This is a genomic window from Rhodococcus sp. NPDC060084 (assembly GCF_042730335.1).
Taxonomy (GTDB): Bacteria; Actinomycetota; Actinomycetes; order Mycobacteriales; family Mycobacteriaceae; genus Rhodococcus.
The window spans coordinates 41,111-66,408 of the sequence record NZ_JBHWWX010000002.1 but is presented as its reverse complement, the minus strand read 5'-3'; the positions used below and the strand labels follow the sequence as shown (position 1 = coordinate 66,408).

Sequence of the window (25,298 nt, the reverse complement as noted above, 5' to 3'; positions counted from 1 at the left end):
CGTATCCCGTCCCGTCACGGCATCTGCATGTCCGACAACGCCATCGGCATCATGAAGTCTGCGACGGGCTCGCGCACCCACCACGCTCCGGTCGCCCTGCGCTCCGTTCGAGTGGCGTAGCGGTACCGGAATATCCGCGCCCGGACACGAACCGGCGGTTCATCAGGGAACGGGTTGTGCCGCAGCAGCTTCAGAGTATCCCGATCGTTTTCGAGTAGCTTGCGCACGAAGCGGGGAAACCAGACGGCGGCGTAGTCCCGCGAGATCGCGGCGAACCACATCAGCCAGTCGAGGCGGAGGTGGTACGGAGCGTATTGGCGGGGCCGCCGCCGCACATCCCCCGGTTTTCCCTTGAACTCGTACTCCCGCCATTCGGTAGCGGGCGTGTCCAGTCGGTCCGCCGTCCCCTCCACGATCACCTCACGGCGGGTCCGGGTGATACTCCCGAAGGCCCCGTAGGCGTTGACGAAATGCCATTGATTGAACGATGCGTTCATCGCTTGCCGCTTCGACGCGAGGTTCCGGGCCGGGCGGTAACTGAGCACCACCGTCACCACCGTCAGGGCCACCACCGCCACCGTGAACGGGAGCGGGGTCGGCCGGTAATCCGTTTCCACGGGGATGAACCGGGCGTAGAACTCGTCCGGCAGTACGGAGAACGCCAGGACGATGGTGATCCAGTTGAGCCAGGCGAAGTTGCCGCTGGCCACCAGCCACAACTGGGTCAGGATCATCACCGCGGCCGCGATTCCGGCCACAGGCTGCGGGAGGAACAGCGCGAACGGAACCACCAGTTGCGTGACGTGATTTCCGGCCACCTCGACCTTGTGCACGGGCCGGGGCAGCAGATGGAACCAGCGGCTCAGCGGTCCGGGCATCGGCTGTGTCTCGTGGTGGTAGTACAGGCAGGTCAGATCGCGCCAGCAGGGATCGCCGCGCATCTTGATCAGCCCGGCCCCGAACTCCACCCGGAACAGCACCCAGCGCATGAGGATCAGCACGAGAAACGGCGGTGCGACGTCGGCGTTGCCGAGAAAGATCGCCAGCACACCCGCCTCGAGCAGCAGCGACTCCCAGCCGAACGAATACCACGCCTGGCCGACGTTGACGATGGACAGATAGAACGCCCACATCACGAACCAGACGCCCATGCACACGACCAACGGCATCCGCTCGGTGAACCCGACGAGCGTGAGCGCCGCCAGGATCGCGCCGACCGTGGCGAGGGTCGCGAAAAGACGGTCGGAGTACCGGAAATGGAACAGACTCGGCGAACTCCTGAAACTGCGTGCGGCCAGGTAGTCGGGCACCGGAAGCAGTCCTCGCGTACCGATCAGCGCCCGGAACTGCAGAAGTGCGGCAAGGAATGCGACCAGGTACAGCGCGGCGAGCCCGCGGGTGACCAGAAGCCGCCCGATCGTGTAACCGTCCGCCGCCGCCCACTCCATCACGTCAGCCCGTGTCCGCTCCGGTGTCCCCGTCCACCTGTACGAGCATGGCACCGCCGGAGCCGGGCGGGACGACTACGCCGGGATTTCCCGACGTAGACCGCTCGCTCGCAGCACCTGCCGTGCCACGCCGGCGCGTACCGATTCCTCGGTACCGATGACCCGGACGTGGACGCGAGCCCGGGTGATCGCGGTATAGAGCAGTTCCCGGGTGAGGAGCGCGGACTTCGCTTCGGGCAACACCACCGACACCGTGCCGTACTGACTGCCCTGGCTGCGGTGAATCGTCATCGCATAGACCGTGTTCACGGCGGACAACTGGCTGGGGTGCAGCAGATAGGGCTCCTCCCCCCGCGCGAAAGCCGCGACGAGTTCGTCTCCGCGCCGGACGACCACGCCGGTGTCACCGTTGTAGATGCGCATGTCGTGGTCGTTCGCCGTGACGAGCAACGGCTGTCCGGGATACCAGCGTTCCGGATCGAGATAGCGTCCGGTGGCGGCCCCGATCCATTCGGTGGCCTGGCGTGCCCACCGTTTCACGCCCGCCGGGCCGTCGCGGTGCGCACACAGCAACCGATGGCTCTCGAACCGCTCGAGTGCTGCGGCGACGTCGCCGCGCTCTGCTGCCGCCGTCACCTCCTCGGCCGACCGGACCACATCGGCCCGGAGTGCGGTGAGATCCGACGGGCTCACGAACGACACCTCGGGGCTGCCGCTCCCGAGGATCTGCATGACCTTGTCGCCGTCGCCCTGCCGGACCGCTGTCGCCAACTCTGCGATTGCGCCGCCGAAGCGTCGTCCCCGGCTCAGACGCACCACACCGCCGCGCAACCGTGCGTGTTCCCTGACGCTCAGCCCGCGCTCCGCCAGATCTCCGGGGGCGGCAAGATCGCGCGGGACGGCGAGGTCGTGCGGGACCGCACGCTCGAACACCGGGTTGAGCGTGCCGGTGATGGGCCGGCCGACCAGGTCGGCGAGCACCGCACCGGCATCGACGGACGCGAGCTGATCGGGATCGCCCACCAGCACCAGCCGCGTATCCGGACGTACCGCTTCGAGCAGGCGGCACATCATCGTCAGCGACACCATCGACGTCTCGTCGACCACGATCACGTCGTACGGCAGGTGGTTGCCGCCGTGATAGCGGAAGCGGGTGCGGCCGCGTTGCCATCCGAGCATCCGGTGCAGGGTCATCGCCGTGAGGTCCGGAGGAAGTTTCAGCTCGGTTTCCTGCTCGCGCACCGATTCCTGCAGGCGGGCCGCGGCCTTTCCGGTGGGAGCGGCGAGGCCGATTCGCAGGTCGCGCCCGTGGAGTGTGGTGAGCAACGCGAGGATGCGTGCGACCGTGTGGGTCTTGCCTGTGCCCGGGCCACCCGCGATCACCGTCGTCAGATGGGTGGCCGCGAGCGCGGCGGCGATGCGCTGCCGATCGGGGGCAGGAGCGGGAAGCGACGGGTCCGCCTGGTCACGGAACAGGTTCGTGAGAGCCGAACGGAGTTGCTCCTCGTCGACCTCGGGGAAGCGGCCTTCACCCTCGGCCAGAACCCGCCGGATCGTTTGCTCCTGCCGGAAGTAGCGGTCGAGGTACAGCAGCGGCCCGTCGGCGGTCTCGACCAGACGCAGTGGACGCAGTGCGCCCGGGCCGCCGCCCACGACGAGCGGGCTGCGGCGCAGGGCGGCGAGGACGTCCTCGTCTCGCGGCCACGGGAGGTCTTCGGGAGCGACCAGGGGGTTCCCGTTTTCGTCCTCCTCCACGGTGACATCACGCAGGCGGGTCAGGTCGAGGCATACGGAACCGGCACGCACCGCGCGGACCGCGAGTGCGGTAGCGAGATGCACGTCTGTGTCCGTTTCCCCGCCGAGGGTGGCGAGACGCACGGCGACGTGCACGTCCGCGGCAGCGAGGGCGCCCGCCTCGTTGAACGTCCGGAGGGCGCCTTTGCCGCGCTGGGCTATTCGCGCATCTGTCACGACACGGCCTTTCCGGCGAGCAGGTCCGACAGATCGGCGACGAGGGCGGCCGGAGGCCGCCAGTCGAAGACACCGCTGCCGGGTGGGCTTTCCGGGCCGGCCATCCCCCGGACGAACAGGTACTGCACCCCGCCGAGATGCACCTCGGGGTCGTATCCCGGCAGACGCCAGCGCAGGTATCGATGCAGTGCCACCGCGTACAGCAGGGCTTGCATCGGGTAGTGCGCACGGATCATCTCGGCGGCCATCGCCTCACGGGTGTAGTGCGCGGTGGTCAGTTCGTCGACCCGCGCGAGACGGTTGGTCTTGTAATCCACTATGACGAAACGGGATTCGGGGGTGCGCAATACCGCGTCGATACTGCCGGTGAGGTAGCCCCGCAGCGGCACCGGCTCGAGGTGTCGCACCGCATCGGCATACGGCAGCATCGGATCACCGGGGGCGAGGTGCCGGCGCATCAGGCTCGCCACGCCCTCGAGCGTGACCGTGATCGGCGCCGGGGTGTCACCGCCGGTCAACGGCAATTCGAAATCCAGTTCCGCGAGCCTGTCGGCGGGACGGAAGTCGGCAAGGGTCCGGCCGAGCGGGCCGAGCGGGGTGCGCAGCACCGGGAGCAACGCGCCGGCCAGTTCGTCGGCGTCGATCTGCGACAACCGTTGCGCGACGACCTCCCGGCAGCAGGCACGAAGTTCGGCTTCCAGGTCGGCAGCCGAGGTATCGACGACTTCGAGCACCGCGTGCACCAGGGTGCCGAACACCGTGCCGCCGGGGAGATGGTTCATCGGGGACGGAATACCCGCGGCCGTTGCCCCGGTGGCCGTGTCCGCGGCGACGAGCGGAGCCTCTTCCGGCTCGTCGTCCTTCTCCGGCTGTTCCACCTCGCTGCCCACACCCGGCTCGTCGTGCGCGGCGGCGGTGAGCGCCGAATAGGATGTACGACGCCATGTTTCGTCGATCACCCGGTCGAACTTCGCCGCGGCCAGGCGGCCGTATTCTTCCCGGGGCGCCGACCAGGTGAGATGGGGAATCGGGAACTGTCCCACGGGTTCGACGGCGATCAGTCCGCCCGCGGGGGCAGCCCACCTGTGGAACTCCTCCGCCATCGCGTCGTCGTGGGGCACTCGACCCTCCGCGGCCAACTCCGGCGAGCCCGGTTCGCGGGCGAACAGCAACCGGTGCAGCGGTGAGCGCGACGTGGGAGTCGACGGCGCCCAGGAGAGCGTGAGCTGACATTTCGCCCGGGTGACCGCGACATACAGCAGTCGCAGTTCTTCACCGGCCTCTTCCTCGTCGTGCGTGCGCTTGCGTTCCGCGTAGCCGGGACTGCCTTTGCCGCCCACGTCGAGGATGCGACGTCCGTTCTCGTGGAGCAGGAGTCTGTCGGGCTCGGGATTCTTCGCGGCGTCCCAGCCGTACGGAACGTAGACGACCGGGAACTCCAGGCCCTTGCTGCCGTGCACGGTCAGGATCTGCACGGCCGCGGCGTCGCTGTCGAGACGCCGGATGCGGTCGGCCGACCCGCCGTCGGGGTCGTTGATCCTGTCTTCGAGCCACCGCGTCAGTGCCGCGAGACCGAGTGATTGACCGGCCGCCGCATGTTCGAGCAACTGTGCGACGTGCCGTAGGTCGGTGAGCCGGCGTTCGCCCGACGGCTCCTCGAGCAGTCGCGCCTCGAGCGCACCGTACGCTCCGATGCGTTCGAATACCGCGGAGAAACCCGATCGGATGTACACCGCGGACAACTCGCGCAACAAGCCGCCGATTTCGGCGACCAGTTCGTCGCCGCGTTCGTCGACGTCGGACACGGTGCGCCCGAGCAGCGGGGTCAGTGCCGCGAGCCGGACGCGATCGGCCCGGTGCGGCTGCTCCAGCGCGTAGAGCACCCACAACCACTCCCTGGCCGCCGAGGCGGAGAACACACTCGTCCCCCCGGCCAGTACGCACGGCACGCCGGCGGCCACGAGTGCGTCGTGGACGAGGGACACCTGCTTGTGCTTGCGCAGCAACACCGCGATGTGAGCCGGCTCGACACGCTCCGGACCACGGCCGAGATCGACTGTGACGTCGTCGTTGTCGAGGATCTTGACGATATCTGCCGCGACATCCTGGGCGACACGCGCCCGGAGCCCGTCCAGGTTCCTGGGGAATCCCCAGTCGTTGAGGGGGCCCGCGCCGGCACGCGGCAGATGCCTCAGCCGTATCGGGGCGAGACCGGTCATCCGGGATCTGGGTTGTGCGGCATCGACGCGGTTCGCGACGATTCGCGGATCTCCCAGCGCGGCACCGCCGTACACGTACTCGCACGCTGCCACCAGGTCGGCGTCGCTGCGCCAGTTGGTGGTCAGCTCGCAATGCGCGTCCGACGAGGACACTGCGTCGAGGTAACTCAGTACTTCCGCGCCGCGGAAGGCATAGATCGCCTGCTTGGGGTCGCCCACGAGCACGAGCCGGCAGTGCCCGTGGAACGCCCGCCGCAGGATCTCCCATTGCTTGGGGTCGGTGTCCTGGAACTCGTCGATCAACACGACACCGAACCGGTCGCGCACACGGCGACACGCGTCCTCGCCGTGGTCGGGGTCGAGCAGAACGCGGTGCAGGAGAGCGAGTTGGTCGTCGAAGTCACGCAACCCCATACGCCGTTTACGGTGCTCGACCTCGCTCCGCACCTCGCGCGCGAAGTCCACCCGCTCGCCCGCGGGAGTGCCGTCGGCGCCCTCGGGAGCCAGTTCGGATTGGGGATCGAAGATCGCGGCGCGTGCTGCGGTCTTCGCCTCCGCAAAACGGATCGGTGCCTCGCTCCGCCCGTAGCGGCGCAGGTACAGATCGGTGACCACCTCGGCGGTGAGGTCGTCGACGTTCTCGACCACCGTGACGTCCGGCTCGCGTTCACCGGCGATACCCAGTTCACCGAGCATCCTCTGACAGAATCCGTGCGTGGTGGAGATGGTGCCCGCGTCGAAATCCGACAACGCCTGACGCAGTCGCGCGCGGCGGTCGTGGACGTCGTCGGCGGCGAGGTAGCGGATCAGCGGATCGGCGCTCCCCCGGGCCGTGTCCGGGTCCGCGAGAGCAGTCGCCACCTCCGCAAACCGGTTACGGGTACGTTCGCGCAGTTCCTGGGTTGCGGCACGGCTGAAGGTCACCAGCAGAAGCTGGGACAGGTCGACCACACCCTCGGCCACGAAACGCGTCGCGAGTCCGACGATGGCGTAGGTCTTGCCCGTACCGGCACTGGCTTCGAGGACGGTGGTGCCCTCGGGCAGGGGGGCGAGCAGATCGAAACTCGCGGTGGACACGCTCGATGTCGCCGACGACGATACGGACACGAGATTTCCTTCCGTCACGGCCTGGCCTGATTCTCCGACGCGAGCAACGGCTCCCACAACCGGCGCGCGAGGACACCGAAACGACTGGGATCGTCGAACCAGGAACGTTCGTCGTCGAGTGGCTTCGGGTCCGTGAGAGCACCGAGCGTCACTCCCGATCCGTGCAGGTAGCTCACGTGCCGATCCTGCCCGTCGCCGAATGCACCGCCGAAAGCCCGGCTCGCCGCGGTGATCGCCATCTCGACCGAGTCGCCCCGGTGCCGCCGCTCGGCGTATTCGGAAGACGCTCCGGTCACCATCGGCAACGGTGTCCGCAGTCCCCGGTCGCGCAGGTCTACGAGGCGCCTCAGTTGTTCCGCGGCGTCGGCGGGGGCGAGCAAGGTGGACCGCCACGCCGGCAGCCGCGAGCGGCTTCGCCCGGTGGTGACGGCCTGCCACTGCCCCGGCCGGCCGGACGCCGCAACGGCAAGCAACTGCACCCACGCGGTGAGTCGATGTTTGGGACCGAGCTTGGAGTACGTACTCCGGGCGACGACCGTCCCGTGCACGCCGCTCACTGTGCCGGTGAATCTGCGCCCGTCCCCGAGATCGAAGACGACGTCGACGGTCTGTGCGCGTCCGGCATGGACCGGCGCACATGCCGCGACGAGGCCTTCGACCTCGTACGTCACATCGTCGAGCACCTTCTCGCCGAGCGCATACGGTGGCAGCGTGCCGCGGCGCCACTCCGCTGCCCGGAAATCCGCGGCCGACATTCCCGCCAGCCGCGCTTCGAGCATGCGGTCGCCGAGGTTCCACTTTGCCAGCGGGTCGAGTTCGACATCGAGAGCATCCACGATGCCTTCGTCCAGCTCGGGGATTCGTACGCCGAGGCGTTGCCGCAGAAAGCCCTGGCTCGGGTGAACCAGGAACGCGACGAGGTCGTCGAGGTCGACGTCCGTGAGCACCGGAGGAGCGAGCGTCTCCACCGCCAAACCGGACGGCGCTACAGGATCGCGCGAATGCCGTTGTGTTGCTCGGGCTCCCGCGAGTTCGGCAGCATCGAAACCGAACGGGGCGTCGGCCCGGAAGTTGCGGGGATCGAAGGGCTGCAACGGATGACGGCGCACGATCGCCTCGTCGTCGGCGGTCGTGCCGGCCATCGTCGTGATCACGTCGCGAATCTCCGTGAGCGGAATAGCCGGTGGCCGTGCGGCACCGGTGACCGCGTCCGCGCCGGTGTAGAACAAGAGAACCCGCTCGGTCGCGGACATCATGGCATCGAGAAGCAGCTGACGGTCCTCGCTGCGGGAATCCCGTTCTCCGACACAGGGATTCTGCGCAAGCACATCGTCGCCGTCGATGTGCGCATTGCGGGGGAAGACGTCGTCGTCGAGCCCGAGCAGCACCACCACGCGATGAGGTACCGACCGCATCGGCACCATCGTGCACACCGTGAGTTCACCCGTGCGGAAATTGGCTCGGGTCGGGCGTCCTGCGAGGCGGCTCGCGAGCATGGCGCGCACATCGGCCAGCCGCAGTTCCGCGCCGCCCGCGTGCTCGACAGCGGCACCGATCTCACGGTGGGCCTGCGCGAGCTGCCATGCGTCGGCGGGCGCGGCATCGGTGAGCAGATCGAGCGCCTGCATGAGCGCGGCCGACCACTTCTCGGCCGGGTGCGGACCGCGGATCCCCAGCAGCGACACCGTGAGCCTGTCGATGTACTCGGCGAACCTGCCGGCCAGATCGATGTCGTTGCTGTCGACGTCGTCGAGGGGCAGTGCGAGGGAGAGCCATTCACCGCCGGACTCGTCGGCGGCGACGCCGAGGAGAATCCGGTCGAGGGCTGTCCCGAAGGTGTTCTGCGGGAAGTCGGCAAGACCGAACGGGCGGCGTTGCCACGTGCCGAGTCCCCAGCGTGCTCCGGTCTCGGCAGCCCATTCCTGGAGCCGTTCGAGATCGTCGTCGTCGAACCCGAACCGGCGCCGAACCGGGGCCGCGGCCGCGAGATCGAGCACTTCGCTGGCCGTGACGCGGGCGTCGGCGAGGCCGAGGAGGGTGTCGAGCACCGACAGGACCGGATTGGTCTGGCGCAGCCCACGATCGGCGAGTCGCACCCGCAGCGTGTGCCCCGGGTGCTCGCCCACTCCCCGCCCGAACGCGGCGTGCACGAGAGGGGCATAGGTCTCGACGTCCGGGCACATCACGACCACATCGCGCGGCTCGAGGGTGGGATCGTCCTGGAACAGGTGCAGCAGACATTCACGAAGGACCTCGACCTGGCGGGTCGGTCCGTGACATGCGTGGATCACGACGGTGCCGTCCGCCTGCGCGGAGCCCGGCTCCGGGGCGCGGTCCGCCCGGATGTCCGACTGCACTCGGCCGAGCAACGTGGCGGGCGGCTCGGGGGCCGCGTGGGTGATCTCGGTGGCCTCGAGGCCCGACAACCGCCTTTCGAACTCGCGCACGTCACGTCCGAGCGCTGCGAGCAGCGGGTGACGGACACGGAGCGCGCTGTCGTCCTCGGCGCGACACAGCGGGGTCTTTCCGTCCGCGAGCGCAGTCCACATGGCAGGACTCGGGTGCGGAACCCACAGGTGCACGTCGCGGTGGGCACCGAGCGCCGAGACCACCGCGAGTTGCACCGCGTCGAGACGGGTGGGGCCGAACAGCGACACGCGGCCGGGCAGGCCGACGATCTCCGGTTCGGCACGCAACCGCGCGCACAGGGTGCCGAGTTGCTGGGACGGACTGTCGGTGCCGATGCGGTCGCGCACGCGACGCCACAGTTCGGCCTGCCAGCGGAGGTGGTCGGCGAGCGGGGCGCCCGTTCCGTCGGTGTCCCGTCCGGCCGCCCACTCGGCGATCATGTCCGGACGTTGCAGTCCGTAACTGCGCAGGAGGTCGGCGAGATGTGCGGCGGTCGCATACCGGCGCCCCGCCCGATGGTCGTCGGCGCCGTGGCCGAGGTGCCGGGCCAGCGCGGCGCACCACGGCTCTCCGACGGAGTCGTCGATGACGTCGAGCACGGTCCACAACACTCGGGAGTGGAGCCAGGGGTCGTCTTCGGCGGTGGTGTCCGACGCGGCGGCGAGCACCTCCGCGACCAACCGGGACGGGGACGGGAAATCGATGTTGGCGGCGACGCCGTCGCCGTGTGTTGCGCCCAGCACCGTGGACAGACGCTGTGTGAGCCAGCGTTCGATGCCGCGAGCGGGCACGGCGACGATGTCGCGTGCGAACGGGTCGTCGAGCGGCGCCGTCAGCAACTCGCCGAGCGCGTCGGCAAGGATGTCGGTGCGTTCGGCACGGTGCAGCGTGAGCACGCGTGGGCCCCCTCGTGGTCGACTCGGTCGTCGCTACGGCTTACCACACGCGACGGACACCGCAACGATTGTGCAGGTCGAACGCGAGGACCGCCTGAGCGCACATACGAGACCCGAGGCGGGACCTGGCTCGCAGGACGGGGTGCAGTGTGGAAGAGGTCACTCGGGAAGGTCGAACAGCGGAATCTGGTCGCGCATCGTCAGGCGATCGATCTCCGCCCGGTATCTCTCGCCGAGTTCCTCGGCGACATGCGGCGGGCATCCCAGCTCGCTACCGATCTCTTCCCAGCTGTGACCGGCTTCGCGGCGCTCCCACGCGAAGCCGCCGTCCTCGTCCCACGGCGCCGACATGAACAGATACTGCACGTGCGCACGCCGGACCGCAGCGGAAATTCCGAACGAAAGTGTCGTGCATGTCCGGGGCCCGTGAACCGGGACCTCCCCGTCGTGCGGCGACGACGACGCGGGTCAGAGGCAGGCGACGAGGATTGCTGCGAGACCGCCGATCATGGCGGCGAATGCCATGCCCGCACCGAGGGATCCCATGAGGACACCTCCGGCGATACCCCCCAGCAGTACCAGGCACGCGAACAGTGCGGGGCCGGCCCAGGAGTGCTCGACGAACGCGGTCTCCGACAGGTCCGACGCGCTGCGACGCGTACCGGCGACACTCGGCTGCGCCCAAGAACCCGGACTATTGGGACTTTTCGGGCCTGCCAATGGGTTAGGGGGTACTACGGTCGTCATTCGCTGTCTCCAACTTTCGTCTCACTCGAGTGCCGAGCAGAACCCGGAGAGGCCTTGCGGCTCGATCTCGTAGATTCTCTGGCTCACCGACGTGCTGGGAGCTATGCCCCGGACGTCGCACCCCTAAACAACGCGCGCACGCCCCTGGCCCGGGAGACCGGACCGTGAAAGGAAATTTCTGCTGGATCAAGAATACTCGATTGTGTCCTGCGTCACGCGATGTTCGGGATCCATCTCGTCGGGTAGCCGTTACAAGTGACATCGCTGGAGCCCATCGACCCCAAGTGCGAAGGAGCAACACACGATGACCCAGACCAACACCGCGGCGCTGCTCACCCAGCTCCGCACCTTGCACCAGCTCACCCACGCCGAAACCCAGGTGGCAGAGACCCGTGTCGCACAGGCCCGTACCGAAGCGGTGCGGCGGGAGCTGACCGAGAACGCTCAGAACTGCCGCGTCCGCGCCGTTGCGATCGAGGAAGCCATCCGCGAGCTCGGCGGGCTGCCCGACGTGATCGGCCCGGTCCTCGGCCGCGCGACCACCGCCGTCAAGACACTGACCGAACAGGCGCAGCCGTTCGACGAGGCACTGCTCGGTGACCTCGCTCTCGAACACCAGCTGCTCGACCGCGCCCGCTACGTCAAGGCGCTGGCGACGGCGGACGGCAACTCGTCGATCGTGTCGCTCGCGAACAAGCTCGTCAAGGCTCACAGCGCGACTGTCGAGTGGCTGACCACCGTGATCGCCGAAGAGGCACTCGGTGGGCCCGCAGCCTTGCGGCGCACACCGCTCCAGGCGGCAGCCGGCGCGGCCGTGCGCTTGGTGAATACCCCGGTCAACTGGTCCACCCGCGGCCTCGACCGTGCCATCGACGCAGCCCGCTCGACCCGCCCGCGGATCGAGTCGATCCTGACACGCGGCGCACATGCCGGTGACGTCGCGGCCAAGACCCTCGGAGCCAGCCGCGATTCGGCTCTCGAGACTGCGGAACGGGTCAGCCGACGCGAGGGTGCGGACGGCACGGCGGAAGCCCTGCACCGGGTGCGCACCGCATCGGGTGTCCTCGCCGCGGACGAGTTGCCGATCGAGGATTACGACAAGCTCAACGTCAGCAGCGCCGTCGCAGCGGTGAAGGAACTCACCGAAGCGTCCGATATCCGCGCAATCGTTGCGTACGAGGAAGCACACAAGAATCGTCACGGCGTCGTATCCGCCGCCCAGACGCGCCTCGCGGCCATCGCCCAAGAGGTGCTCAGCTAGCCCGCACCAGGGCGCACACCCGAGCGAGTCGCCGGGTCCGGAGTCTCCGGGCCCGGCGATTTCCGTTCGTGCAGTACCTCGTGTCCACCGCACCCCGAATGGGTACGCGGCAGGACGAGGAATCAACCGGAGAGGACCATCATGACCAAGTTGCTTTTCGCGGTCTCCGCGGCCGACCACTGGACGCTGAGCGACGGCACGCAGCATCCCACAGGGTTCTGGGCCGAAGAGCTGGTCGAGCCGTACAACGTGTTCGACCAGGCAGGTTACGACATCACGGTCGCCACGCCGGGCGGACGTACGCCGGTCGTCGACCAGGCCAGTCTCGAGCCCGATGCGGCGGGCGGCGAGGACCGCGCCGCGGAACTGAAGAAGGCCTTGGAGGAGCTTCAGCCGACGCTGGCCGGCGCCGCAGTCCTCGAGGACGTCGACGCCGCCGACTACGACCTGCTGTTCGTCCCCGGCGGTCACGGACCCATGCAGGACCTCGCCGTCGACGAGCGGTTCGGTGAACTCGTACGTCACTTCACGGAATCGGGGAAGGTCGTCGCGATGGTGTGCCACGCCCCCGCCGCACTCTTGCCCGCGTTCGCCTCCGGTGGCCGCTGGTTGTTCGAGGGCTACAAGCTGACCGGGTTCACCAACATCGAGGAAGTACAGGCCGGACTGGCCGGCAAGGCACCGTGGCTGCTGCAGGACCGGCTTCAGGAAGCCGGCGCCCTGTTCTCCTCGGGAGACGCATGGCAGCCGCACCTGGTGGTCGACCGCACGTTGTACACGGGCCAGAATCCGGCCTCGTCGCGGCCGCTCGCAGAACGTGTGGTGAGCGACCTCGCTGCCCGGTGAGCGCCGCGCCGTTCGGGCGGTGACCGCTCAGGCGGTCACCTTCCGGGCGAAGGCGATCGTGCGCGCGAGCGCGTCCCGAGCGTCGAGGGTGGAGAGGTCGAACTGGTACTCGTGTTCCAGTTCCGGCTCGTGGCCGTCCGGGTAGAACAGCGAATCCACCTCGACGCCGAGGCCGGTCAGCCTCTCCGCGAACGGCCGGGACTGCGTCGCGGTGAGCGGGTCGCCATCGCCGCCGGTGATGTAGGTGGGTGGGAAGTTCGCGGTGACGAGATCGAGAGTCGACATCTGCCGCGCGGCCTCCGACTCCGCGAACTTTCGTTCCCCGAGGTAGGCCCACATCGCTTGCTCGACGCCACAGCGGATCAGGTCACTGCCGCCGCCCAGGGCAGCCACGTTGTAGATTCCGCAATTGAGAACCACCCCTCTGACCTGGCCGGACGCGAAGTGGGGACTGATACCGAGCCTGGCGGCATAGGACGGGTCCGTCACAGCCAGGGCGAGCTGGGCCGTCAGCTGAGCGCCGGCCGAATCTCCCGCCAGAACGATGCGCTCGGTGTCGATGTGGAGTTCTTCGGCGTGGTCGAGCAGGTAGCGCTGCGCGTCCGCCAGTTGTTCGACCGCAGCGGGATAACGGTGTCGCGGCGCGAGTGAATAGCCGACGGAGACGACGGTGAACCCGGCGTCCGCCAGGCGCCGGTAGTAGCCGGCGTAGTCGGCGCGGCTACCGGCGATCCACGCTCCGCCGTGCACCCACACGATCGTCGGGAGCGCCGAGGTGGTCCCGGTGGGACTGTAGACATCAAGGCAGGCGTCCACGTCCCCGTCCCGATACCGGAGACCGCCGACGAACTGCGTCTCGGGGGCTCCCTCGTCGAGTTTCGCCGTGAGCCGCTTCGCGTCGCGCTCGAACACGGCCCGGACCACGAGTGCGCCGGGAACCGGCGTCAGGGCCAGCGCGGAGTAACCCCGGGCGACCGCGTCGGCAATGGCCCCGACCATGCGTGGTCCGGCGCCGCGACGCCGAGTAGGGGCCGTATCCGTTTTTGCTTGCGACACCCGTGGCTCCTACTCGTCGTTACCGTGGAAACCCGCACCGTCCGGGACCCCACCGATCATGCCAAACAATGCGGCGGCGTCCCGGAACACGGCGGTCGGCGAGGCTGCACGCCACCGTCAGTGAAAAAGCCTGTCCACGAAGGCGTGGAGATTCTCGCGAACGCGCGCGATCTTTTCTTCGGGGCCGAGATCCTCGCGGTACCGGCTTCCGAGTGCGGGCTTCTTCTTGCCCCGCGCATACAGCGAACATGCCAGGTCGATGCACATGTAGGTGCCGAGGGTGTTGCCTGCGCGACCCGCGTCACCGACCTTCCCGGCACTCATCAAGGCGATCCCGCCTCGCGTGTGGGTGGTCAGGCACACCGTGCACATCTGCGACTTACCGGAACCGTTCGGTTCGAATCGCATCGCGATCCCGACGAGACCGGTCTCGCGGGGTACGACGATGTATCCGCGGCCTGGATACGCGGGGTCGGTCCATCCCAGGAAATCCAGATCCTCCCAGGGCCGGTCGGCGAGGTCGCGGGGCGCCGGCAGCCGCTTGGCCTCCCCTTTGGAGCAGTTGACGAACGAGGCTCTGATGTCCCGCTCGGTGATCGCGTCCATGCGGTGTGTCTCCTCAATCGTTTGCACGGCTAACCGAAGGGACGGTACGCGCGGAGGCCGAGCGGGGACAAACGTTTTTCGGTCCTCAGGCTGCCGGAACGGCGGAGGCGGCCACAGGAGCGTCCACCCGGGTGCGACGCATGCCGATCACGTACAGCGCAAGTCCGACGACGATCCATGCCGCGAGAGTGCACGCCGCCACGAGCCCGCCCGTTCCCTGGAAGTAGGCCGCGGAGCGCACGAGGGTCCCGGCTGCGCCGGGGGGAAGGATCTGGCCGAACGTGCCGAGCCCGCTCGGGAGCCATGCAGAGGTCGTGGAGATTCCGGCGAGGGGATTTCCGAGGAACATCATCGCCATCGCACCGATGGTGAAACCTTTGGCCCCGAACAGTTTCTGGAGCCCGGCCAGCGGGAACGCCAGTGCCGCAATCCCCATGGCGATAGAACCTGCCACTGCCCAGAATCCCGTGTCCACGCTGCCGAACGCGTAGGTGAGAACGGCGGCGACGATGGTCCCACCGACGGCGGCGAAGGTGAACAGCCCCGCCAGATACCAGCCGTTGCTGCGCGGGAGAATTTTGCGGAACGCGACGACCGGGACGATGCCGCCGAACACGAGAGGGAAGGCCAGTCCGCCGATTCCGACACCGGTGGGGTCGGATGCAGGCAGCGGGACCACGTCCTCCACCGTGACCGGCGAGGCCGTCACCTGGCCGACAGCGTTGGCCGTACCGGCGAGTGTGCCGGAGATCGTGGCCGAACCGGCACTGGCGACCAGCGCGTGCACACCCGACTCTTCGACGACGAACCCTCCGACGATCTCTCGGTCGAGGATGGCGTCGCGCAGATCCTGTTCCGAGTCGTACCGCCGGGGTGTGTAAGCGTCGGGAGCGGCGGTCACGAGGGCCTGCTCGAAGTCGTCGACGACCCCCGACGTCCCGGCCAGGCCCACGCTCAGGTCGTGCGCCCCGCTCTTCAACGACGGCATGATGAAGACCATCAGCAGGAGAACAAGGATCACGCCGAGGCCGGCGGTCATACCCAGCAGCATGAACGCCGAGTGAGGTGTGCGCTTGTTCACGACGGTGGACGGGTCCGCGTCACGAGCGGGCGTATCGGCGGTGAGGTGGGACATCGACTCTTCTTTCACAACGAACCCGGCTATAACCGGATGACATTCCTCCGATTATAGCGGAAGATAACCCTCCGGTTGGAGATCTGGTGTCAAATGGAACACGACCCGTCCCTCGTGCAGCCATCACCGGCACCCGACGAAAGAGAACTCATGCGTTCCGATGCCGCCAAGCGTCGCCAGGCGATAATCCGGGAAGCACGGCGCCTGTTCGCGGCAGAAGGAAGCGACGTCGCGCTCGAGCACATCGCCGAGGCCGCGGGAGTGGGGATCGCCACTCTGTACCGCAACTTCGACTCGCGGGCCGCACTGGCCGACGAGGTCTCGCTGTCCATCCTCGGCGAGATCCAGGACGCCGCCGACGAGGCACTCGATCTGATCGGCAGCGCTCCGGACACCGCATGGGTCGACTTCGTCCACCGGCTCGTGGATTTGGATCTGGGGGCCCTCGCCGCGGCACTGGCCGATTTCGTCGCAGACGAGATCTCCGGGCCCGTCCGGGATTCACAGGCGCGAACGCTCGCCGGGGTCGAGAAGCTGCTCGCCGCCGCGCGATCCGAAGGACTCGTCCGTCCGGATCTCGGCGCACTCGAACTCGTCCTCGCGATCGGTATGATCACCCGCCCCCAGCCCGACGCGATTCGCCGGGCGACGCCCAGCCTTGTGCCGCAACTCGTTTCGATATTTCTGGCGGGGATGCGGCCGTGACACACACCGCGTGAGAGATCTCACCCGCCACGACACGTCGGACAAGTGGGACAATAGAAGAGTCGGCTCGCGGGCTCCGGCACGTCCATCCGTATGGGTGCGGCGCCCCGTGTCTGCGTCACTGCGTTCCCCCGCAGATGGCACGACAATCGTCTCGGTGCCGCGATAACGCCCACCGGACGGTCGATTCCGACACCCGCGTGCACAAGAAAGCAGTCCCCATGCAGTTCTCGACCGGTCAAATCGTTGTCCATCCCCACCACGGCCCAGCAACCGTCACCGAGATCTTCGACCGGACGATCAAGACCACTCGGCTGTCCTATCTCCGGCTCGCCATCCACCGGTCCGATCTCACGATCGACGTACCCGTCGCCAAGGCGGAGGAACTCGGGCTCCGGGAAATCTACGACACGACGGAACTCAAAGATCTCTTCGAGGTTCTCCACGCACCCACACCCCCCGAAGACAACGGCTGGTCGCGCAGGTTCAAAGACCACCAGGACAAGCTGAGGCTCGGCGACCTCCTCGTCACCGCAGGCGTCGTCCGGGACCTGACTCGCCGTGAGCACCGGTGTGGCCTCTCATTGGGTGAGAAGAAGATGCTCCGGTCTGCCCGCAACGGCGTGCTCACCGAGCTCTGCCTGGCGCTGTCCATTCCGGACGAACAGGCCGAGACGCTGCTGGACTCCGCCATCCTCGCGCCCCGGCCTGCCCTGGAACAGCAAGCTCTCGCTGCCGCCGGCTGAACAGGCGGACAACCCTTACGCGTCCTGCGCGCGCCCTCCCGACCGCCGTCCGTTCATACTCGGCTCTCCGACGGTTCGTCGCCGGCGCTCCCGGGCAGCGCGAGTCCCGGCATCAGCTGCTGCAGCGTCGCCTCCCAGTGGCGAGCCCGGTCCGGGAAACACGCCGTGAGCACGTCGACCATGGCGGCAGGCGCGACGGACGCGCCGGGTGACGCCCCCAGCAGACCCGCGATGGAACCGTCCGCGCCGGTGACGATCTCGGTTCCGAACGTCAGCACTCCCACCTTGCGCCGATCCGGCTTGATCAGTTGTGCGCGCTGACCCGCGTCGATCGAGTACCAATCGCCGGGCGACGCTGCCGGATGAAACCGTTGCAACTGGCCGAACTTCCGTTCCGGTGTCGCCAGAAGCTGTCCGACGAGGTAGCGAACCAGCGACACGTTCTGGAGGCCCACCGCGAGAAGCGAACAGATGCTGTGCAGTCGAATCGTCGTGAGCAGGTCGGTAAGCCGCCCGTGTTTGAGCAGACGCGTGCTGAAGGTGGCGTACGGGCCGAACATCAACGCGCCGTGGCCATCGACCACCCGCTTGTCGAGGTGCGGCACCGACATCGGCGGGGCGCCCGAGTCCGCCTGGCTGTAGACCTTCGCGTCGTGACGGGCCACCAGATCGGGGTTGTCGGTGCGGAGGAACTGCGCTCCTATCGGGAAGACCGCGTAACCGCGAACCTCCGGGATGCGTGCCTTCTGGAGGAGTTTGAGTGCGTACCCTCCTGCCCCGACGAAGACGAACCGGGACCGCACCGTGAATCGGTGGTCCCCGGTGTTGCCTCGCCCCGACACGGTCCATCGTCCGTCTCTATCGCGGCGTAGCCGCGTCACCTCGTGGCCGGTCCGAACTTCCGCGCCGGACTCGCGCATTCCTTGGAGCAAACCCTGTGTCAGGGCGCCGAAGTCGACGTCGGTGCCGCGCTCGTCGCGGGTGGCCGCGACAACTCCGGACCCGGTTCGACCGTCCATCAGCAGCGGTGCCCATCGCGCGATGATGTCGGGATCCTCGGTGTACTCCATGTCCGAGAACAGCGGCGACCGGCGCAGTGTTTCGTATCGTTGTCGCAGATAGCGCACGTCCTGCTCCCCGAACACCACGTTCATGTGGGGTGTCGTATTCGTGAACGACGCTGCGAGATCACCGGATTCGACGAGTGCCCCCCAGAACTGACGAGAGATCCGGAACTGCCGCCCGATTTCTGCGGCGCGCGACGGATCGCCGGGATCGGGCATGTAGTTGAGTTCGCAGAATCCCGCGTGGCCTGTTCCGGCGTTGTTCCACGGGGCGCTGCTTTCGGACGCCGTGTCGTCGAGACGTTCGAGAACGAGGATCGACCAGTCGGGCTGAAGCCGGGTGAGCAACGCCCCCAGCGTCGCGGACATGATGCCGCCGCCGATCAGTACGGCGTCGTAGATCTCCGGTTGTGTCGGCCCACCGGTGGCGCGAATCTCCTGCACGTCTGCACACCTGCTTCCGTATCGAGGTCCTTCCAGAGTGCGCGCCAGGTGACCATTCCGTCCAATGACATCGTCGCTGGAATATGATCCGGATATGGATCGGTTTCTCTCGGACGAGACGGCCTCGGTAGTGCCATTGCTCGCTGCGTTCGACGCGGCAGCGAGAGAGGGGCACATCACGCACGCCGCGGACAGGCTGGGCGTCCCGCAGTCGTCGGTCAGTCGCCGCATCAAAGCCTTGGAACACACGATGGGCGTATCGCTGTTCCAGCAGATAGGACGCGGGGTGGCGCTGACAACGGCCGGGCGTGAACTGCACGCGCGCACCCGGGAGACGATCCGGGAACTCGACGACGCGATCAACACCGTCCGCAGCCACGCCGATCCCGACAGTGGGATCGTCCGGTTCGGCTTCCCCCTGACACTCGGTCCGGTCAGCGTCCCGTCGCTCCTCGCCGAATTCCATCGCGACGCCCCGCGCATTCGCCTCCACCTCGTTCAGGCACACGGTGAAGCACTGGCGGCGATGGTCCGAGACGGCCGACTCGATCTGGCCGTGATGATCCCGCCACCGGAGGATCTCGTCGTCACCGTCCTCGGCAGTCAACCGTTGTTGCTGCATGTCGCCGACACCCACCCGCTCGCGGAGCGAGACCGCGTCGACCTGGGCGAACTCGCCGACGAACACTTCATCGCCGGCCCACCCACCTACCACGTCCGCACCGAACTCGACAATTACTGCCGCGCAGCCGGATTCGATCCCTACATCGCGTTCGAGATCAGCGAGTTCGACACGATCCGCGCACTCGTCGCAGAAGGACTCGGCATTGCGCTCCTGCCGCGAGCGGAGATCCCACAGCCCGGTGTCGCGACCGTGCAGGTCAGCGGGATCGCCGACCGCCCGATCGGACTGGCGATGGGCACACGCCATCCCTCCCCCGCGGCCCTTCGGCTGCACACACATGTCACGACACGGGCACAGTGGCCGCCGGAACCGTAGCCCGACCGGAACCGAACTGCGTCGTGCGCGGCCGTAACAGCCCCACCCGAACACCGATATCCCGGAAAGGACAGCACCCGCCCGACCGAAGGAATACGGATGTCGACGCAACCTCCCCCCGATGGGTATGGGTACGGGTACGGACCGCCCCCGTTCGAACAGCCACCCCGGCGGCCGAAGTGGCCATGGGTTGTGGGCGGAGTGATCGTCGTTGCACTCATCGCGACTCTCGCCGGACTCGCCGTCGTGCTCGTTCGCAACTCGGCCTCCGAGGCCGAGGAGACGGCGGCTGCCGGTTCGCCGGCACGCACGGTCACCGTCACCGCCGGCTCGCCCACCACGTCCGCGCCACCGTCGGCAGCGACCGAGTCTGCGACTGCGGAGCCACAGACACTGCCGACCGATGGGATCTTGAAAGTCGGGGTGGACATCGCACCGGGCGAATACGCAGTACGTCCCACCCGGTCCTACGGCGGTTACTGGGAGCGCCTGTCGTGCTTGACGGGGGACTTCACCTGCCTGCTGGCCAACGACAACGTGGAGGGCAACAGCTACGTGGTCGTCCTTCCGGGAGATGTCGCACTGCGGATCGACGGCCTCGAACTCGTTCCGACGGGCAATCCCGCCCCCGGCACGGCACCCCCGGCCGCGGGACCCGCACCGTCGAGTCCCCCGCTCGACAACACGGACGGCCAAGGTTTCGTCGGCGTGCCGCAGGCACGCTGCAATCACACCAACGCCGCCGTCTTCGCCGGACAGACCACCGAGTCGCTTGTTGTGGTCTGCGAGACCGGAGTGGGACGCTTGTACTACAAAGGGGTCCGACTCAGCGACGGAGCTGCCCTGGAGATCGACGATCCCGTGGCGTCGGGGAACGGTTTCACCGCGACCAACGACGGTGTGCAGTACCGCATCTCACCCGACGCACTTGTCATCACCGAGGGCTCGTCGCTGCTCGGCGAGGAACCGATGCTCCAATACTGGACCCGGTAGCGCTGTGCCACGTATTCGTTCTCACATCTCCGGAACCGGTAGTGGTCGGTAGTAACCGACAAACGGCGCCGGTGGGTCAAGTAGATTTCTCATCATGGCGAAGAACGAAATACCGCACCAAGATCTCAACCTTTCCCACATCGGCAAGTACGTGCGCGTGGACCTGAAGAACACGGTCACCGAGCACGAGACCCTGGCGGCAGGTGTTCTCACGCGCATCACCCATCACCTGAGCATCGAAGAAGACAACGCGCCGATCACCCGGATCACCGTCGAACTCGCCGGTACCGACGTGGACTTCGCACTGCGTGACGACTGCCCCGTGCGGATCGCGGACAGTCTGAAAGAGTTGTTCGGCAACACCTGAGCCCGGCCGAGCGCACGGTCCCGGAAGGTCCCTGAACGGCCGACCCGGGGCCGTGCCGCAACGGGAGCGAACGGACACCGTGAGCCCGATGGTTCGTCCGCCGCCACCGGCGATCTCTCCGAAGCCTCCCGACGCCGCTAGGATCCAGCGCGAAACGGAAGCCGGGACGCGACCGTGGCCGTCCACCGACCGACGACGACCGCGCCGATGATCGCTCGCCGCATCAGATTCGCCGCCCCACGCCGGGGCATCCCGGCGATATGATGCTCCATCGTCGCCGGAGACTCGGACCTGTTGTCCGCCAGCATCTTTGTCACATACACAGCCGCGAGCTGGTGTGAATCCATGGCACTGTGACCCAGGATCGGTATCGACACCAGCACCGCGCGGGGTACCAGATCTACGATCTTTTCTGCGATCGGAGGTGGTGTCCGCAGGTCGCGGCCTCCGGAGATCACCGCGGTCGGCCACGAGAATGCCGGGATCTGCGCGGGAAAGTCGAAGGGTTCCCCTACGAACTCCGGATGCCGCGCCGCGGCAGCCGCGAAAATCTCCTGCTGGTCGAGCAGTTCACCGTCGGGCGGTAGCCCATATCCGAGCTCGCGGAAAGCAATCCGCGAAACAAGATCGGGTTCGAAGAAGAACGGTGCTCCTCCCCCGTCTATCTCGGCCGAGCCGGCGTTTGCCATCCGATTCCAGATGCGCCGTAACCGTCCGTTGCTCCGCTGGACGAGTAACTCCCGGAGAAGGTCCGGACCTCCGTACTCGTATGCGATCTGCACGACCACGTTGATCTCCGGCTCCGGCACCCCACGCGCGAGCGCGGTACGCAAGGCTTCGACTACCGGCGCCAGATCCGGATCGGTCGCTTCGAGAAACAGTCCGCGCCGGTACGAGCGTGCACCCTCGATGTCATCCGCAACGGACAGCATCGGCGAATCGAGGACCATTCCCACCACCCGATCCGGATACCGAACCCCGAAGCCCTGTGCAAGGTACGTGCCGTAGGACGAGCCGTAGACGATCACACGCTCGACCCCCGCATCATCGAGGACCGCGGCGAGATCCTCGACCACGTGGTCGACCGTGACCGCTTCGCTCGGCAGCTCGTTGCCGTGCAGATCGCGGCGCGACAACCCGACACCGCGATGCTCCATCATCAGGACGTCGAGTCCTGCATGCTCTGCTCGACGGCGCAAACTGCGATAGGGCAGGACGGAAGCAAGTCCCGGTCCGCCGGGCACCATGAGCACAGGAACTTTCCCGCGTGGGCCGGTCCGGACGTAGGCCAGCGGAAATTGTGTCTCGGTGCCGTCTCCGACCGGTCGCATCACTTCGTGCCCGTGGCTACCGGCGATCTTGCGGGCCGCCCTCTTCAGCACGGTCGCCTGGAGTGAAGCCATGTGCCCACTCAACCACGACGGACCGCCGTGCGAACAGAAGTGCTCCGAATCAATACTCGACATGTCCGTTGTGCGACCAATACAGTGGCGCCCGTGAAGCCGCGCCCGAGACTTCTCCCCTGCGCCGACGTTTCGACGAAGTCGCGTACCTCTTGTTCGACTCTGGGACTGCGCTGCATCGGGACGGATCTCGTCCGATGACGGGCTCCGGCCACTGGGGTCTGGAACACGGCCCTCGAACGGGCGAAACGATCGTCCTGCTCCACGGCAACAATGCCGGGGGCTGGATGTGGGGCCCGCAGATCGAACGCCTCCCCGAGCGTCATCTGCTGACCCCGGATCTACCGGCGCTCGGCGAGCGCTACGGGCTGCGGTGGCCGGGGATGCGCGCTGCCGCCGACGACATCGCCGAGATCATCCGCAAACACGCAATCGGCGGAACCGCGCACGTCGTCGGCCTGTCACTCGGTGGGTTCGTCGCCGTTCATCTCGTGCATCGTCACCCCCAGCTCGTTCGCAGTTGCATGATCACAGGCGTTGCGTTCACCGGGCTGACGTCGCTCGAACGCTTCCTCATCCCGCCTCAGATCCCGTTGTGGCGCAAACGTTGGTACTGGCGAGCACAGGCTGCGGCGTTCGGCGTTCCGGCCGACGGGAGGGACCTGTACGTCGACTCTGCCGTCCGTGTTGCGCCGGACACCAACCGTCGCATATTCCGTGAGGTCGCCGAAAGCTCCATCCCTCCGGAGCCTTTCGCGTATTCCGGCCCGATATTGGCTGTCGCGGGCGAGAAGGAACAGCGCTCCGTACGCGATTCCTTCGGCGCGCTGGGACAAGCACTACCGCAACTACAGACCTGGGTCGCACCCGGGATGCATCATCCGTGGAACATCGAAGATCCCGACCTGTTCACCACGGTCCTCCGCACGTTCGCCGACACCGGGGACTGGAAAGCGGCAGGCGAGCCCACCCACGGGAACATCTGACCTCAGGTCTCGACCCGCAGCACAGTGAACCCGGCCGACGGTGGGATCATTACCGGGTGCCGATGCCCTCACCGCTTCCCGTCAGAGACGGCGTGGGACCGACGCGGCTGCAGGTACCGACCTCAGGGCCGTGGAAGACGATCGCCGAGTACACCCTCGCGAGATTCGATCATCTCGACCCCGACGAGCTGCACCGACGGTTCGACGCCGGCGAAATCGTGGACCGCGACGGGAACCCGATCGGTCGCCACACCGCGCTGGGTGCACATCCTTTCGTCTGGTACTACCGCGACCTTCCGGCTGAGGAGCCGATTCCCTTTCGCGAGGAGATCCTGCACATCGACGACCACCTCGTCGTGATCGACAAGCCGCACTTTCTTCCGACCACTCCGGGTGGTCGGTACCTGCGTGAGTCCGCACTCGTCCGACTGCGGGTGCGACTCGACAACCCGGACCTGACGCCCATCCATCGTCTCGACCGCGCCACCGCCGGTGTGGTGATGTTCTCCGCGCGGCCCGAAACCCGCGGTGCGTACCAAACGCTGTTCGAGAACCGCCAGGTCACGAAGGTCTACGAAGCGGTGTCGGCTCAGCCGCTGGAATGGGACCCCGACGCACCGGCGCTCGGCGGGCGCTCGCTTCCCGTCCTCTACCGCAACCACATCGCGGTACATCGCGGAGAGCTTCGGGCCGTCGTCGACGACGTTCGTGAGCCCAATGCCGAGACGTTGATCGATGTGTGTGGGACCGGCATGAGTAACTCGGGACGTGCTGTGCTGCACACGATTCTGCGTCCACGCACCGGACGGATGCATCAGTTGCGAGTGCATCTCGCGGCGCTCGGGGCCGGCATCCTGGGCGATCGCTGGTATCCCGAACTATTGCCCGAGGCACCGGACGACTATTCGCAGCCTCTCCAATTACTCGCGCGGGAAGTCGAATTCACCGATCCGCTGACGGGCGCCCCGCGCCGATTCGTTACGCGCCGCACGCTGAGCGAAGCGCCTCGATAGAAGGTCGTGGACGGTCCGACCGGACCGGTTGACGCACTGCCTCGGGCCGGCGACCCCCTTCGGCTGCGGACCGACTTCGTGGAAGTCATCTGTTTCTGCGTCGGGCGCGGACGGTCGTCGCGCCCGAGCGAGCCGATGTGCACCCTTGCAGTGATACCGGTAGGGGGTATACGTTGGATTGCGCCACATACCCCCGGCGGGTATAGGCAGAGGGACGACGAGAAGGTCCTCGCCGCTGTCGAGAAGCCGGCTACACACCGAGGAGGCTCTGATGAAGACCCCAATCAAGCTCGCGCTCTTCGGGGCCGGACTGGTGGTGGCTTTCGGTGCGGTCCTCGGACTTGCCAGGGTCGTCGGTTCCGACAACGTGGCAGGGTCGGGCACGAACATCAGCGATATGCACGAGCACCACGGAGAACATGACGGCGGTGCGACCGGTCACGACCACGCGGCGGACGGCGGCGCACCACCGCCGGGTATACGAACGGCGATCGACCCGAGGTACCCGGTCGGCACGACGGTGCTACTGATCGCGGATCACATGCCCGGCATGAACGGCGCGCAAGCCACCATCTCCGGAGCGTTCGACACCACGACCTACTCCGTGAGCTACACCCCGACAACCGGCGGCGAACCTGTGGTCGACCACCGATGGGTCGTCCACGAAGAACTCGACAACCCCGGCCCGGCGCCGCTCGCCGATGGGACCGAAGTGGGACTGCAAGCCGAGCACATGGGAGGAATGAACGGCGCCCGGGCGACGATCGACAGTTCCACCGACGAAACCGTCTACATGGTCGATCTCGAAGCCGATGGCATGGAGATGACAAACCACAAGTGGGTCGTCGAAAGCGAGATCACGCCCGCGCGGTAACA

General features: G+C 67.3%; 21 protein-coding genes. 10 read left to right on the top strand and 11 right to left on the bottom strand.

Going from position 1 to position 25,298, the window contains the following annotated elements; translation table 11 throughout:
- Nucleotides 1-14 precede the first annotated feature (14 nt).
- The 6 genes from ACFWBU_RS01770 to ACFWBU_RS01745 form a co-directional block, all read right to left on the bottom strand.
- Complete coding sequence (locus ACFWBU_RS01770) at nucleotides 15-1,448, bottom strand: lipase maturation factor family protein (protein ID WP_378527366.1); 1,434 nt, start codon at nucleotides 1,446-1,448, stop codon at nucleotides 15-17.
- 75 nt (nucleotides 1,449-1,523) lie between these two features.
- Nucleotides 1,524-3,419 (bottom strand): exodeoxyribonuclease V subunit alpha, encoded by a 1,896-nt coding sequence (gene recD, locus ACFWBU_RS01765; protein ID WP_378527286.1) that lies wholly within the window; start codon nucleotides 3,417-3,419, stop codon nucleotides 1,524-1,526.
- On the bottom strand, nucleotides 3,416-6,745 hold the full coding sequence (locus ACFWBU_RS01760; protein ID WP_378527285.1) for a UvrD-helicase domain-containing protein: 3,330 nt from the start codon (nucleotides 6,743-6,745) through the stop codon (nucleotides 3,416-3,418). The genes recD and ACFWBU_RS01760 overlap by 4 nt, the downstream gene beginning before the upstream one ends.
- Before the next feature lie 14 nt (nucleotides 6,746-6,759).
- Nucleotides 6,760-10,050, bottom strand: a complete 3,291-nt coding sequence (recC, locus tag ACFWBU_RS01755) for an exodeoxyribonuclease V subunit gamma (protein ID WP_378527284.1) — start codon at nucleotides 10,048-10,050, stop codon at nucleotides 6,760-6,762.
- Between the two features lie 159 nt (nucleotides 10,051-10,209).
- Nucleotides 10,210-10,401, bottom strand: coding sequence for a hypothetical protein (locus ACFWBU_RS01750; RefSeq protein ID WP_169621575.1), 192 nt, complete (start codon nucleotides 10,399-10,401; stop codon nucleotides 10,210-10,212).
- A 117-nt stretch (nucleotides 10,402-10,518) separates the two neighbouring features.
- On the bottom strand, nucleotides 10,519-10,797 hold the full coding sequence (locus ACFWBU_RS01745) for a hypothetical protein (protein ID WP_169621574.1): 279 nt from the start codon (nucleotides 10,795-10,797) through the stop codon (nucleotides 10,519-10,521).
- A gap of 304 nt (nucleotides 10,798-11,101) precedes the next feature.
- On the opposite strand from ACFWBU_RS01745, the gene ACFWBU_RS01740 reads away from it, so the two are divergent.
- Nucleotides 11,102-12,058 carry a ferritin-like domain-containing protein gene (locus ACFWBU_RS01740; protein ID WP_378527282.1) on the top strand — a complete coding sequence of 319 codons (957 nt, stop codon included), beginning with the start codon at nucleotides 11,102-11,104 and terminating at the stop codon, nucleotides 12,056-12,058.
- A 141-nt stretch (nucleotides 12,059-12,199) separates the two neighbouring features.
- A complete protein-coding gene (locus ACFWBU_RS01735) occupies nucleotides 12,200-12,904 on the top strand; it encodes a type 1 glutamine amidotransferase domain-containing protein (protein WP_169621572.1) in 705 nt (234 codons plus the stop codon).
- 27 nt (nucleotides 12,905-12,931) lie between these two features.
- On the opposite strand, the gene ACFWBU_RS01730 is transcribed toward ACFWBU_RS01735, so the two are convergent.
- The 3 genes from ACFWBU_RS01730 to ACFWBU_RS01720 form a co-directional block, all read right to left on the bottom strand.
- The gene (locus ACFWBU_RS01730) at nucleotides 12,932-13,903 is read right to left on the bottom strand and encodes an alpha/beta hydrolase (protein ID WP_378527280.1); all 972 of its coding nucleotides are present in this window, start codon (nucleotides 13,901-13,903) and stop codon (nucleotides 12,932-12,934) included.
- Nucleotides 13,904-14,077: 174 nt separating this feature from the next.
- Entirely contained in the window at nucleotides 14,078-14,566 is a 489-nt protein-coding gene (locus tag ACFWBU_RS01725; RefSeq protein ID WP_169652484.1) for an FBP domain-containing protein, read from the bottom strand.
- A gap of 85 nt (nucleotides 14,567-14,651) precedes the next feature.
- Nucleotides 14,652-15,701 carry an ABC transporter permease gene (locus ACFWBU_RS01720; RefSeq protein ID WP_378527278.1) on the bottom strand — a complete coding sequence of 350 codons (1,050 nt, stop codon included), beginning with the start codon at nucleotides 15,699-15,701 and terminating at the stop codon, nucleotides 14,652-14,654.
- A gap of 150 nt (nucleotides 15,702-15,851) precedes the next feature.
- Here ACFWBU_RS01720 and ACFWBU_RS01715 point away from each other — a divergent pair, with 150 nt between their 5' ends.
- Together ACFWBU_RS01715 and ACFWBU_RS01710 are read left to right on the top strand one after the other, a co-directional pair.
- Nucleotides 15,852-16,406, top strand: coding sequence for a TetR/AcrR family transcriptional regulator (locus ACFWBU_RS01715; RefSeq protein ID WP_378527276.1), 555 nt, complete (start codon nucleotides 15,852-15,854; stop codon nucleotides 16,404-16,406).
- Nucleotides 16,407-16,627: 221 nt separating this feature from the next.
- Complete coding sequence (locus ACFWBU_RS01710) at nucleotides 16,628-17,152, top strand: CarD family transcriptional regulator (protein WP_169621569.1); 525 nt, start codon at nucleotides 16,628-16,630, stop codon at nucleotides 17,150-17,152.
- 53 nt (nucleotides 17,153-17,205) lie between these two features.
- Here the strand turns inward: ACFWBU_RS01710 and mqo are convergent, their stop codons facing one another.
- Nucleotides 17,206-18,660 carry a malate dehydrogenase (quinone) gene (gene mqo, locus ACFWBU_RS01705; RefSeq protein ID WP_378527274.1) on the bottom strand — a complete coding sequence of 485 codons (1,455 nt, stop codon included), beginning with the start codon at nucleotides 18,658-18,660 and terminating at the stop codon, nucleotides 17,206-17,208.
- 94 nt (nucleotides 18,661-18,754) lie between these two features.
- Between mqo and ACFWBU_RS01700 the strand changes: the two genes are divergently transcribed.
- The 3 genes from ACFWBU_RS01700 (at nucleotide 18,755) to ACFWBU_RS01690 (ending at nucleotide 21,020) form a co-directional block, all read left to right on the top strand.
- Nucleotides 18,755-19,660, top strand: coding sequence for a LysR substrate-binding domain-containing protein (locus ACFWBU_RS01700; protein ID WP_378527272.1), 906 nt, complete (start codon nucleotides 18,755-18,757; stop codon nucleotides 19,658-19,660).
- Between the two features lie 201 nt (nucleotides 19,661-19,861).
- Nucleotides 19,862-20,653: a hypothetical protein gene (locus tag ACFWBU_RS01695; RefSeq protein ID WP_378527271.1), complete on the top strand. Its 792-nt coding sequence runs from the start codon at nucleotides 19,862-19,864 to the stop codon at nucleotides 20,651-20,653.
- A gap of 94 nt (nucleotides 20,654-20,747) precedes the next feature.
- Entirely contained in the window at nucleotides 20,748-21,020 is a 273-nt protein-coding gene (locus ACFWBU_RS01690) for a hypothetical protein (protein ID WP_169621565.1), read from the top strand.
- A gap of 137 nt (nucleotides 21,021-21,157) precedes the next feature.
- Here the strand turns inward: ACFWBU_RS01690 and ACFWBU_RS01685 are convergent, their stop codons facing one another.
- Complete coding sequence (locus ACFWBU_RS01685; protein ID WP_378527270.1) at nucleotides 21,158-22,423, bottom strand: alpha/beta fold hydrolase; 1,266 nt, start codon at nucleotides 22,421-22,423, stop codon at nucleotides 21,158-21,160.
- A 197-nt stretch (nucleotides 22,424-22,620) separates the two neighbouring features.
- Here ACFWBU_RS01685 and ACFWBU_RS01680 point away from each other — a divergent pair, with 197 nt between their 5' ends.
- The 3 genes from ACFWBU_RS01680 (at nucleotide 22,621) to ACFWBU_RS01670 (ending at nucleotide 25,296) form a co-directional block, all read left to right on the top strand.
- Nucleotides 22,621-23,409 carry an alpha/beta fold hydrolase gene (locus ACFWBU_RS01680; protein WP_378527269.1) on the top strand — a complete coding sequence of 263 codons (789 nt, stop codon included), beginning with the start codon at nucleotides 22,621-22,623 and terminating at the stop codon, nucleotides 23,407-23,409.
- Nucleotides 23,410-23,471: 62 nt separating this feature from the next.
- Nucleotides 23,472-24,422, top strand: coding sequence for a pseudouridine synthase (locus ACFWBU_RS01675; RefSeq protein ID WP_378527268.1), 951 nt, complete (start codon nucleotides 23,472-23,474; stop codon nucleotides 24,420-24,422).
- Between the two features lie 271 nt (nucleotides 24,423-24,693).
- Nucleotides 24,694-25,296: a YdhK family protein gene (locus tag ACFWBU_RS01670; RefSeq protein WP_378527267.1), complete on the top strand. Its 603-nt coding sequence runs from the start codon at nucleotides 24,694-24,696 to the stop codon at nucleotides 25,294-25,296.
- The last annotated feature ends 2 nt before the right edge of the window (nucleotides 25,297-25,298 follow it).